This window comes from Streptosporangium sp. NPDC006930, assembly GCF_040635605.1.
Taxonomy (GTDB): Bacteria; Actinomycetota; Actinomycetes; order Streptosporangiales; family Streptosporangiaceae; genus Streptosporangium.
On record NZ_JBEYID010000022.1, the window covers coordinates 1 to 12,081 of the forward strand.

A 12,081-nucleotide genomic window follows, 5' to 3' on the forward strand; every position below is an offset into this window, starting at 1 on the left:
TTGGACTCCACCACGACAGCGTCACCTGGCGAATCACGGCCATGCCCTGAAAGGCGGCATCGCCTGATAGACCAAGATCTTCATCGGCCTTCTAGTAGTTGGCTTAGTGGCTGTCCTAGTGGCTGTCCTTGCCGGTCCGCGCGTCGCGGCGCTTTTCCGTGACGTCACGCCGCCGTCGGCCGAGACCCTGACGACCGGTTGCCAGTGGAAGATCATTCGCAAGATCGCGGGCGTATATGAGGAGCCGCGCAAGGACGCCCCGCGGATCAAGACCAAGGAGAAGGACAACAAGGTCGGCCCGTACTGCACCAAGTGGACCAACCCCGAGGACGGCAAAACCTACATCCCTGTCACAACCGACAGCGCCATAGATCGCATAGGCTGGATTGACGCGAGCACCCTAACCCCGGCCTGACCTACCGGCCCAGTGCACCCGATTGAGCACGATCAGGCATCCGTCGCGCACTGCGCGAAACACTCGCCGCTCCGTGCGGGTCACCGACTGCACCGCGTCGCAGTTGGGGATAGGCTCCTCCACAACAGGCCTTTACCATGGGGCTCGCGATTTTCTACGCGCTCGCCGACAGATCCCCGGACGTCTGGCACTGGCAAGGTGTCATCACCAGCGTGCGGGTGGTCGCATCCAGGTGCGCCACCGTCTGCGCCCCCAGGCAGTAGCGGCACCCCAGGACGGCGGCGGCCGCGGAGCCGGACCAGATGCGGTGTTCCCAGGCCGGGGGTGGCTCGGTGGGCGGCGGGGGAGGTTCGGCGGGCTCGTGCTCGGCGCCGACCCAGCCACGGCCGTGGCAGAATCGGCACGCGACCCGCAGACGGCCCAGCCGCTGGCCACCGTCGCCCTTGCATTCGGGGCAGGTGATCGGGTCACTCATCGCCGCCCCGTCCCCGCGCACGAGGTACACGTCACCCAGACGCTCTGCTTGGCGCTGCTGCCGTTGCGGTCGATCCATTCGCCGCCCGCGCCCAGGCAGGTGCCGCAGATCGGCGCTTCCTGTTGCTTCTCGGCCTTACCTCGACGCTACGCCGTCCCGAGAATCCCGTCAGGTCCTTCCTGGTCACCTTGCCCGCTTTCCTCCCCGCGCCTTTGCGGCGTAGATTTATTTCCTCGTTTCGGGTCGCGTGGTCGTCGTGGTGGCCCGTAAGGCTGTCGGTGATTGCGGCGGTCAAGGCCAGGAGTTGAGCGCAGCGAAGGTCGTGGCCTTGAGGGCCGCGGAGCCGACGGCCATACTTCGGGCCGCGACGATCACGCCCCTGCCCCCACGCTCACATACGCAGCCCCGGGCCGGGGCCCCTAGCGGTGGGCGGGCGACGGGAGTAGGTCCGCTCGGCGGCCTGGGCGGCCTGGGCGGCCTTGCGTTGTTGCGCTTCGGTGCGCGCACGGGCCTGCTCGTTTCGGGTACGGACCCGCTTGGCTGCGGCCGGATCTTGGCGGGCGCGGTCTTGGCCGCGCCGCACATCCTCGCTGAGCTGGCCGCGGTGGTCGCGCTCGGCGACCAGGGAGGCCAGCAGACGGGTGGCGCGCTCGCGCTGGCCGGCAGGGGAGTCGGCGATGGTGTGGAAGCTGAGCCGGGCGGCCGCGACGCGCTTCCGGTTGGCCAGGCCCGGCATCACCTGCTCCACGCGGTCAGCGATCGTCTTGTTCAGCACCTTGGCGAAGGACGTCGAGCCGGTTAGGAGGCGGTGGCGCGTCTGCAGGTCGGCCGCGCTCGTACACGAGGGGGAGGCCTGGCGGGCGGCGTGCAGCGCGGCCTGCTCGACGCGGGCGGCGGCCTCAGCCCGGCGGGCGGCTCTGGTCATCGCCTGGGAGGCCTCCTGCAGCTTCTCCTGCAGCCGGGTGCGCTGGCTGCTGGGCAGCAGGGCGCGCAGCCCGCTGTTCTTCTCGGCCAGCGCCGCCTGCAGCCGGGCAACGCGCTGCTGGACGCGCTGGTAGGTACCCCGGGCGTCGTGGCGCCGGTCGCCAGCGGTGCGGGCTTGGTCCAGGGCGTGGGCCAGGCGGTCGCGCTCGTCGACCAGCTCGGTCTTCACCTGGACGCGGATGGCGGCGATTTGCTCGGCCTCTTCGCGCTCGTTGCACCGTTGCTGGGCGACCTGCTGGGCCAGGGTCGTCGCTTGGGCGGCGATCGTCTCGATGCGGGCGTGCAGGGCCACATCGCTGAGCAGGCCGTGTGGGCGATCGGGGCGGGTGACCTCGTTCAGCGCCACGCGGGCGGCTACCACCCGGGCGGCCTCGGCCTTGATGGCCGCCAGTTCGCGGGCCTGGGTCACGACCTGGGTGGCCTCGGCTTCGATGGTGGCCAGTTCGCGGGCGCGCACCGCGGCGATCGGCTCAGGCTCAGGGGTGAGGAGATCGTCGGCGCGGTCGCCGTGCAAGGTGGCGGCGTAGGCATCCAGCGCGCGGTGCAGCTCCTCGGCCGCATTACGCGGCTCACCGTGGCGAGCCCGATCAGCATCGGACTCCAAGACGTTACGCGGCAGGTACAGGTGCGCCGACAGACGGTCGCGGCTCATCGCCGCATACAGGGTGTGGGGGTCCAGGCCCATGCCGTAGATGAGGGTATGGTGACTGGTCAGTCCTTGGGCGGCCGCCACCGTCATCGCGGTGCCGTGTGAAAGGCCTCCGGCGGCGATGTAGGCGGGCGTCACCCGCTCGACGACCGGGGCCGGGCCGTCAGCGCCGAGCCGTCGCCACTGCACGCTCACCGACCGGTCGCGGTGAATGGCGGTGACGATGCCGCGGTAGCCGTTGAGGACGTCCGCACGCCGCCCCTTGCTCTTGCGGGAGCGGTAGTCGTTGGCCCGTACCCGCACGTGGTCGCCGACCGCCAGCTCTAAAGTGCGCCCGCCAGGAAGCCGGTACCGGACATCTGGGCCCGCCAGCTCCCCGGCCGCGCGGCGGATCGCGCGCGCGGCGGCGTTGAGGCGTTCGGCTTCGGCGTTGCTGCCGGCCAGCACCAGGACCGCGGCGAGCTCGCCGTGCACGTCGTCGCGGTAGCCAGTGCGCACCGTGGCCCAGTGGGCCAGCAGCGCACCGAGGGTGTCGGTGGCGTCGCGTCCGGCGTGCACGCGCCCGCCGCGACTCCACGTTCGCAGCGCCTCGGTGCGGTCCCCATCGCGCCATTGGGCCAGCGCTTGGCGCTCGATCGGGTCACGCTGGCGCCGGTTCTCACTGAGCACCAGGCCGTCGACCTGGCGGTGGAGGGCGGCGAAGGTGCCGCCGACGCCGATCGCGCGCAGCTGCAGCGGGTCGCCGATCGCCACCACCTTCGTGCCGGTACGGTGCGCCTCGCCCAGGACCACCGCCAGGTCTCGGTCATCAACCATCGCGGCCTCATCGATGACCAGGACGTCGACGCCATCCAGGCCACGGCCGCCGGGGCCCTCGGGGTCGGTGATGCGCTGCATCCAGGTGGCGAAGGTGTACGCGCCGATGCCCGATTCGGCGGTCAGGTTCGCGGCCGCCACCGCGGCGGTCGCGGCGCCGGCCACCACCAGGCCGCGACTTTCCCACCCGGCCCGGGCAGCGGCCATCAGCATGGTCTTGCCCGCACCCGGGACGCCGATGAGCGCATCAACGCCATGGCCGTCACCGAGCAGGCGCTCCAGGACGGCGCGCTGGGAGGGGGAGAAGGTGACGCTGTGGGCGACCTCGAAGGCTTCTCGCGACAACGCAATCGCCGCGGTGTCCAAGACGGCGGCGCCTTCGGTGTAGCGCTGCCGGGTGAGGTGCAGGACCTGCTGCTCAGCTTCGAGGATGTCGGTGGAGGTGTAGCGGGCGGAGTTGACCAGGTGCCGCGCCCCAGCCTCAGCCAGGCGCACGGCGGGCTTGTGGGTCAGCACCGCATCCGTCAGCACCTGCAGGTCAGCCAGATCGGCGACACCGTCGGGGCAGGCATCAGCGACGGCGGCCAGGACATCGGCGTGGCTGACGGTCTTGGTGTGCGCGGTCAGCCCGCTGCCAGGGCGCCAGATCCACTCCGCGATCTGCTGCGCGCCAGGCCGCGGCGGGAGGCCTTCGCCGGGGTGCAGGCAGGAAGTCATGACGGCGGCCGCGTCAACGCCGTCGGCGGCGCACTGGGCGTGCCAGTCGCCGCGCCGGTCCCCGTCCAGCAGCTGGTGTTTGGCCTGGCGGCTGGTGGCGCTGGCCACCTTGCGCGCGTGCGGGTGCGCCTCGTCGTAGGCCAGGCCGTGTTCGGCGAGCAGTTCCTTGATCTGGCCGTCGCGTTTGGAGAAGCGGGTGCGCATCGTCTCGTCGATACCGACGATTTCCCACGCGCCGGTGTGCGCGTCGCGCTCCCAGCGCAGCCCGAGTTCCTCGGTTAACCGGCGCCGAAGGCGGGCCTTGAGGAAGGCGTCGGCGGCGTGGGCGTGGCGGTGCAGGTCCTTGCCGCCAGCTGCGATGGCCGACCATTTGCCGTCGACTCCGCGCACCATGTTGGCGATCTGGACGTGGGCGTGCAGGTGCGGATCGGGGACTTGGCCATCGACGGGGCGGGCGGTCTGGTGCCACATCACCCACCCCAGCAGGCCCCCGGTGGCCGCGCGGCCAGCAAGTCGGCCGTCGCCCTGGTGGCCGCGCTGGCCGTAGGCGACCCACCCCTGCACCGCATCAACGGTCTCGATGACCGACGCGGTGAACTCCTCGTCGACGACGGCGGAGACCGCCGCATCACCCAGGCCGTGCAGCACACTGACGCTCTTGGCGAGGTCCAAGGTGAGGTCATAGCCGCGGTTGCCGACGCGCACCCGGGCCTCGCGCCAGCGCCGCGCCTCAGCCAACTGGTCGGCGTCGTAGACGGCCGCCAGGTCCAGCCCGGCGGCCTTGGCGAGCCGGCGCGCGTCGTCGTAGGGGATCACGTAGGCCTCGCCCTTGCGCCGCACCCCGCGCTGCAGCCGCACCGCACGCTTGGCCATCTCCTCGTTACCGGCCACCAGCGCGGCGACGTCGGCGACGCCGCGCTCAGCCGCGGCCTTCTCCAGCGCGGTCAGCAGCGGGCCGCCGGGCAGCATCGCGCGCGGGTCAACGGCCCGTTTCGCCTCCATCAGCACCTGGCCGGTGTGCGGGTGACGGCCGTCCATGAGAGCGCGGGCCATCTCGTGCTGGTCGGCGGTGAGCGGAGTACCGGGGGTGAGGCCGACCTCGCGCAACCCGTCACCGATCCACATCAACGGGCGATCCCCGGCCAGCCGGTAGGAGATCTGCCCATCCTCCTGACCGCGCACCAGGTGGTGACTCTGACAGCCGGCGCCTTCCTGCAGGCGGTAGTCGACCTGCGCCATGGACGGCCCCAGCGTGCTCACCCACGCCACCAAAACCACCCCCTTCACGTCCGCGCAGCTCAGCGCCGGTTCCTGCGGCCGCAGGCCGTCCGTATCGCCAGATACCTTGGGTCCAAAACTTGAATTGATCTTGTAAGGAATTATGACATATTGTGTTGATATTAGGTAGATCGTAACTAGAGCTGGTGATAGCAGCGTTGAAGTAGTGGTTTCTAAAAGATCTTGCTTGAAGGTTGTTGCGCGTGGATTTGATGTCAGTAACTGGCTGCCGATCACCTTGGGCGGCCGGGGTGCTCGCTATCGGCTCAGGTGGTCGTGGAGCATCCGGTCGAAGGTGTCGCGCAGGTCGAGGTCGCGGGTGACCTCCAGCAGGGCGCGGGCCAGCCGCCGTCACCGCTTGGCGCCGCCACCTACTCGCCGCGGGCGCGTCGCCGGCGACGGTGAACCAGGCGCTGGCCGCAGTGACGCTGCTGTACAAACACGGACCCGCACTACGCTTGGCGGTCAAACGCGCCCGCGTGCCCAAACCCGGCGCCCTGGACGCGTTGTCACGTGCGCAGGAGAACCCGACCCGCCGCACCGCCGACCGCCGCAGCCCCCGCGACGCCGCCCTCATCGCCCTGCTGCTCGGCGCGGGCGCCCGTGCCGAGGAATGCCAACGCCTTCACGTCGGCGACGCGCCGATCACCGCGCGCAGTAGCACCGCCCGCCTGCACGGCAAGGGAGATGAGGTGCGCACCGTCCCGCTGCCGATTCCGGCCCGCGAACGCTTGACCGCCTGGCTGCAGGTGCGCGCCGAACTGCTGGCCGCCCGGCCCGCCCTGGCCAACGCGGTCGGCGAAGGACTGTGGGCCGTCCAGCGCGGACGGCTGACGGTCAACGGCGTCACCGACGTGGTCCGCGCGGTCGGCAAGGACGCCTTCCCCGAGGTTCCCCCTGCCCGCCTTACCGCGCCGATGCGAGCGAATCCGGAAAACCCTCCGAAGCGGCCTCATGAAGGCACCGCCCCGGGCGAGCAGCGCCCAGGGCCCGCGGTAAGGAGAACCGCTCATGATCGACCGCCCGTTACTGCGCCGCCTGGCCCGCGCCGCGCTGGCCGCCGCGGTACGCAGCGCGGCCGCGGCCGCCGCCTCGGCCCCCATCACCCTGGCCATCTGGTCTGCTGATTCACGTCCGAATCGACGCCTACGCGCAAGTGCTGGCCGCGCGCTGCGACCTCGATGCTGAACCCGCTCTCGACCTCGCCGAACTCCTGTCATAGGAGCCTGAGGTCACGCGGCGCAGAAAGGGTCGAAATAGCGCTCGTGACCCCCAGTTGTAGGTAGCGGTTGCAAGCTGACTGATCCACAAAATTATGGAGGTTTCCAGGGATTATTGGCGGGAGTCCCCAAAGGTCCTTGGCGACTGCGTCGGTACGCCTCTATATATCGATGCGGGCCAGCTCCAAGACCTCTCCTGGTGAGATCTCACGATCCCACGGGGTGGCCACCTCGGTCAGGAAGCGCACCGCACCCATCAATGGGTACGGAGCTTCGGGGCGCCCCGCCGCGTGCAGGACCCGCCAGGGGGAACGTACCGTTGTCCCGATCATCAGTTGAGGTTCGTCGCACGAGCCGGTGTCGGTGCTTTGGGTCAGGATGCCCACGTGCTGCCAGAACGCCAGCAGGTCCGCCATGGTCTCCACCTCCGGGTAGCCGCAGGCCTGAACCAGTGCGGAGAATCCGTTGTCCCAGTGGGCCCAGCTGTGCTCATCGCCGATCATCTGCAGCCGCAACGTGTAGATTCCGGGGTATTCGTCCAGTTCGGGCATCTCACCGGCAGCCGGTATGCAGTCCAGGGGCGGCTGGATACCGTCCCAGACGCAAGAGGTCAGCCACTGCTCGCCGTCGTCCCAGCGTGCAGGGGTCTGGGCCACGGCGTGTGCGGCGATCTCCTGCGCCGAGGCGCACGGGGTGTCGAGGAAGGCCCTGATGATCTCACCGGCGCGGGGGCAGATCGTCAGCCAGCCGGTCTCGTACACGCCGATGACCGCGTGCGGCGTATCCGCCGGCTGCGGGACGTCGGGGTGGGTGAGGGTGATCTGGTGCGGTCGCGAGGGCAGGGTGGGCAGTTCCACCCGGTGGGGGCGGCGGCCGTAGCGGTCGAGCCAGTCATGGGCCAAGGTCACTCGCTGGCACTCGATGGCGTCTTCTTCGGCCTGGCGGACCTTGTCGCGGGCGGCGCGCAACTGCTCGCGGCGCTGCTGTTCGGCGGTGGTCAGATGCACGTGGCAGTGCTCGGCGCCGATGCCGGTGAAGATGCGCTTGGCGCAGCGCGCGCCTTTGAGGTTGACGCCGGAGCACTGGGCGTGCGGGAAGAGGTCGGGGCGGGAGGCTTCGCTCAGCGCCTGCAGGTGTTCGGCGGGGATGTCGGGCTTGATGGGGGCATACATCTCCGGGATGACCGCCTGCGGGTCGCTGCCGGCTTCGCGGGCTTGGGCGAACACCGAGCGCGGGCGCGGTACCCCGCTGCTCCAGGAGGGGGCCAAAGGGAGGCGGGATTCGACGATGACGCCGGCGTGCGCGGCATTGATCAACGCTTGGGTCGCCTCGTGCTGGATGGATAGCTCTTCGGTGAGGTTGAGGCGTGCGCCGTGGATGAGGGACAGGATGGAGTTGATCTCCCACGACAGCTGGGCGGCTTGGACGAGCAGCCAGGCGGGTGAGTGGCCGCCGTGGTGGTTGCGGCGCGGTACGGCGACTGTGCGTGCGGAGCGACGCGACTCCGTTGTGATCATGGTTGCCTCTTCAGGTTTGCCGAGGTGAGCAAAGGGGTCGCCGTCAGCTTCCCGGCTGCGCGGGGGCGGGCACTGATCACCCTCCGTGATGTGTACCAAACTTGGTACAGACCTTTGAGGATCATGCACGCCACCGTGAGTAAGTGCCCGCCCCAATCCCGCCACGCCTCGCTGAGCTGCGCAGACAGTTCGGCCTGCGACTGCGTGACGTGCGGGAAGGTCAAGGACTCAGCCAGGAACGACTCGGAGAACTCGCCGAGGTCGACCGCAAAACCATCAACCGTATCGAGAACGGGATGTACAGCCCTCGGCTGGACAACGTCTTCCAGATCGCTGACGCTCTTGAGGTTTCGGTCGGCGAGTTGTTCGACCTCCGACCACGTGCGTGATCGCCCAGCGGGGCGATGGCGATCGAGGGAGTGCGAACCGATCTCCAAAGCCCGGCAGGGCTAGGCACCAGATCGGAGATCGTCCTCAAGAACTCGTCCGCGCAGGGCCTCCAGTTCCCGCCCTAGAGCGCCCGACCCGACAAGCATCAGGGCGTGTACCGCGCTCACCTCCCGGGCGGATGCCCATATGCCCGATCCGCAGGCCTGGAACGGGAGGACCTCGATCGAGTGGACCCGGAAAGCGGCCGGGTCCAGGTATCGCATGCCCCCGGTCCCGCACAGGTAGGTTGTGGCGCCTGTCAGCCAGGCCAGGTCGGCCAGGCGCTGCGAACGTTCACCGGGTGCGAGCAGATCGCTGCTGTGCAGGATCTGCCCCCGCCACCCGACCTCCTCCAGCAACAGGCGCGTGGACAGCTCCGTCACGTCCGCCAGTCGATCCGTGCTCTCAAACGCGGCGAGTACGAGTTCGAGCCCCCTCTTGAACGACGGCCAGTAGGCACTGTGCCGGTAGTGGTCGGCGAGGAGCTGGGCGACACGGCGCCGGCAGCGGGAGGGATCGGCCAGGCGCGCTCCGCGGATGGAGGTGGAGCGGCCGTGCGGCAGATGGGTGGAAATGGAGAGCCACTGCGGCTGCCGCGAGCCGTCGAGCGAGGCGAGGCGCGCGCGGTGCTGGTAGTCCCTGCGTGCGAACTGCACGTCGTCCAGGACGATCCAGTAGTCGGCGGTGAACAGCTTGGCCAGCGTCACCAGCCGGGGGAAGAGGTTGGGCTGGTGGATGGCGCACACCTCGCCGTATGGCAGGTCAGGGCGTAAGGAGCCTGCTGTCGAATCCGGCGCGGAGAAGAGCCTGGTAGGCGTCATGGACCTCTCCTGGGACGGGCTGCTTGATGGCGTAGCCAAGCTTGGGGTACTCGATCACGCGCTGGAGGTCGCCGACGAGCATGTCGATGACCAACTTCGGATCACCGATCGAGCTGACGTAGTCATCCAGCTCAAGCGGCTCGGAGGCGCACACCACCTCGACCTCGGGCCATACCTTTCGTGCCGTGGCGTAGGCCCGGCGCTCCATGTACGGCTTGGAGATCAGGAGCACCGAACCGGGCTGAATACCCGCATCGGCCAGCACCTGGCGGGACAGTGCGATGTTCTGGCCGGTGTTGGTGGCGTTCGGCTCCAGCAGAATCGCCTCGTCGGACATGCCGAGGTCGAGCGCGTGCTCGCGGTAGTGGACGGCCTCGCCTCGGGGGAAGCGGGCCGCGGTGGTGGGGCTGGTGGCACCGGAGAAGACGAGCAGCGGGAACCAACCAGCGCGGTGCAAGTCGACCGCTGCGCGTGCCACCCCCAGATCGTGGCTACCCAGGCCGATAGCCACGTCACACCGGCTCAGGTCGTGGTGCATCTGGTGGTAGTCCCAGATGGTGTAGGCGTGCTGCCACTGCTCGTCGGTGATGACCTGCTGCTTGACACTCACTCGATTGCTCCCTGGTCGCCGTGGCAGAGGAAGGCGGATCTCCCCCTGGATGGTCCGCTGAATGCCCTCGATGCTGCGCAGTTGGTGCGCGAGCCCGTGCTGCGCGGCCTCGCGCGCGGCACGGTCGAGGATCACCACCCCATCATCCACGGTGGCCCGATCCGAAAGCAGGACGTGCCCGTAAGCCGTCTCCAGCCGGACCCGCTGCATGGGCGCATCGGTGACTGCGGTAGCACGAGCGAGGTCGATCAGGCGTAGCGCCTCCGAGAGGTTCCCTGCGCCACGGTGGGCCAGAGCGAGTTTCTGGTGCGCGACGGACCAGTCCTCGGGTTCACCGAGATTCTCGAACTCGCGGATGGCGGTCGTCATCAGGCGGGCGGCGTAGTCGTTCTTGTCGTTCTTGCTCAGGGCGGTCCCCACCCACAGCCGGGCTCGCGCCCTGTCGCGTGGCGAGAGCCGGTCGTCCACCGCCAGCGCCTCATATTCCTTGGCGGCCTCGTCCAACCGGCCCCCCATCTCGGCGACCACCGCCAACGAAAGGTCAAGCTGCGCGATACGACGGGGGATGTCGAGCTGTCCGTAGATTGATCGGGCGTTGAGGTAGGAGCGGCGAGCGGACAATGGGCCGGCGACTGCTCCTTGGTCGCGCTGGAGGTCGCCGAACAGTGTCGTCGATCGTGCGAACAGGTAAAGACCCTTGTCGTCCAACGCGTGCGGGTCGTAGCGGGTGAGCCATCGGTTCAGCAGGTCGGTGGCGTAGCTGAAGCTCTGGCGGCTGAGCGCGACCACAGCCCGGTCAAGGTCGTCCGTCCAGGTCTCGTAGTCCCAGGCTCGTGGTCCCATCCGGGTGACTCTCAGCCCTTGGTCCACGTCCTGGCCGAGTTCCAAGAGCAGCGTCTCGAACCGCAGGTGAGTGGCCGAATTCGCGCGAGCGAGCGCGGTGTCCAGGATGGCTTGGGTATCCGGACGTGGCCGAGTAGCGGTACCGAGCTGGTCCCACTTCGCCACGGTGCGGGGAGCCACGCCGAGGTGCTGCGCGAACACCCGCACGCTCATCCGCAAGGCTCGGCGAAGTGCACGCGCTTCGAGGCCGGTCCACTCATGCACGGTCGTCACGTCGCTGCTCCCTTCCACGGCCATGGAAGCACGTAGAAGTACCGAGGGCTTACGGAAGTGCAACGCAAGTGCGACAGCGGGTCGTATCCAGCGGGGTCGGGGCTGGCCATGCTCGAAGAGCGGGCCATCAGCCCCGACCACGGTAAGGACGGCTACCTTGTGGACACTCACCGAACAACACGATGTGGACGGCCCGATCGTCTACGGGTACCTGCGGCTGCATCGTTCGACGCCCGAGCGGCACGCCGCCCTGACGGTAGCCCTCGCCCAATACTGCGAGCAGCACGAACTACAGCTCTGCGGCATCTTCACCGATCGAGGGGCCGCATCGTCGGACGACCCGGCCTTCGCCGGCCTGCTGGACGTCCTTCTCATGTCCGGCGCCTACGGGGTGGTTCTGCCTACTACGCACCACCTGGGCGAGAAGCTCATCGCGACTCGGCGGCGGGAACAGCTGAACGCGATTGGGGCGCGGCTGCTGGTCGTGCGGGGAGCCCTCCGTACCACTGGCTCTTCCGCCGGCCGACCAGTCGTGACTCTGGCCCGCGCCGTTCCCCATGGCCAGCTCGAACCAACTCGCCAAGGACCCCATGATGATTGACACCTTCGTGGTACCACCGCCTAGCAGCGAATTCAACCCGAACGTGCCAGCGGTAGAGCGCACGTACGCCCCGCTCGCAGGCTCCGACAAGGACGGCTTCGAGGCCGACCGTGCAGCCGCCGGCAGGCTGAAGGGGGCGATTCCTGGGGTAACCGAGGTCGTCCAGGAGAACGCAGCGGCTGTCGCCTCCCCGTACACCTTCGTGAAGTGCTCGATGCAGCCCCGGTATGACCCCGGCGCCGTCGAGGTCGCCAAACTGATACAGGCGCGGGCGCCCCGTTGGGTTGTCCTGTGGCGCCCGTACTGGCGGGTCCTGCAGGCATGGGAGTGCTCCGACCCGCGGCTATGTCGCACCGTCATGGGGCGCAGCGCCGCCGAGCTGTGGCAGCGCATGCAGGAAGCTGAACTTGATCTCTGGCGGGCCTCCCCGCGC

General features: G+C 69.0%; 9 protein-coding genes. 4 read left to right on the top strand and 5 right to left on the bottom strand.

Features of this window, described 5'->3' with window-relative positions; all coding sequences use genetic code 11:
• Positions 1–118: 118 nt before the first annotated feature.
• Positions 119–415: a hypothetical protein gene (locus tag ABZ664_RS30620; protein WP_362517326.1), complete on the top strand. Its 297-nt coding sequence runs from the start codon at positions 119–121 to the stop codon at positions 413–415.
• Positions 416–569: 154 nt separating this feature from the next.
• On the opposite strand, the gene ABZ664_RS30625 is transcribed toward ABZ664_RS30620, so the two are convergent.
• Positions 570–890, bottom strand: coding sequence for a hypothetical protein (locus tag ABZ664_RS30625; protein WP_362517330.1), 321 nt, complete (start codon positions 888–890; stop codon positions 570–572).
• A gap of 391 nt (positions 891–1,281) precedes the next feature.
• A complete protein-coding gene (gene mobF / locus ABZ664_RS30630) occupies positions 1,282–5,295 on the bottom strand; it encodes a MobF family relaxase (RefSeq protein WP_362517333.1) in 4,014 nt (1,337 codons plus the stop codon).
• Between the two features lie 497 nt (positions 5,296–5,792).
• On the opposite strand from mobF, the gene ABZ664_RS30635 reads away from it, so the two are divergent.
• Positions 5,793–6,461, top strand: coding sequence for a tyrosine-type recombinase/integrase (locus ABZ664_RS30635; RefSeq protein ID WP_362517336.1), 669 nt, complete (start codon positions 5,793–5,795; stop codon positions 6,459–6,461).
• Positions 6,462–6,715: 254 nt separating this feature from the next.
• Here ABZ664_RS30635 and ABZ664_RS30640 read toward each other — a convergent pair whose 3' ends face one another.
• Positions 6,716–8,071 (bottom strand): hypothetical protein, encoded by a 1,356-nt coding sequence (locus tag ABZ664_RS30640; protein ID WP_362517340.1) that lies wholly within the window; start codon positions 8,069–8,071, stop codon positions 6,716–6,718.
• 143 nt (positions 8,072–8,214) lie between these two features.
• Here ABZ664_RS30640 and ABZ664_RS30645 point away from each other — a divergent pair, with 143 nt between their 5' ends.
• Entirely contained in the window at positions 8,215–8,460 is a 246-nt protein-coding gene (locus tag ABZ664_RS30645; RefSeq protein ID WP_362517343.1) for a helix-turn-helix transcriptional regulator, read from the top strand.
• Positions 8,461–8,520: 60 nt separating this feature from the next.
• On the opposite strand, the gene ABZ664_RS30650 is transcribed toward ABZ664_RS30645, so the two are convergent.
• The gene (locus tag ABZ664_RS30650; protein ID WP_362517346.1) at positions 8,521–9,321 is read right to left on the bottom strand and encodes a WbqC family protein; all 801 of its coding nucleotides are present in this window, start codon (positions 9,319–9,321) and stop codon (positions 8,521–8,523) included.
• On the bottom strand, positions 9,263–11,047 hold the full coding sequence (locus ABZ664_RS30655) for an ElyC/SanA/YdcF family protein (protein WP_362517349.1): 1,785 nt from the start codon (positions 11,045–11,047) through the stop codon (positions 9,263–9,265). The genes ABZ664_RS30650 and ABZ664_RS30655 overlap by 59 nt, the downstream gene beginning before the upstream one ends.
• A gap of 157 nt (positions 11,048–11,204) precedes the next feature.
• Here ABZ664_RS30655 and ABZ664_RS30660 point away from each other — a divergent pair, with 157 nt between their 5' ends.
• Complete coding sequence (locus tag ABZ664_RS30660; RefSeq protein WP_362517352.1) at positions 11,205–11,648, top strand: recombinase family protein; 444 nt, start codon at positions 11,205–11,207, stop codon at positions 11,646–11,648.
• The last annotated feature ends 433 nt before the right edge of the window (positions 11,649–12,081 follow it).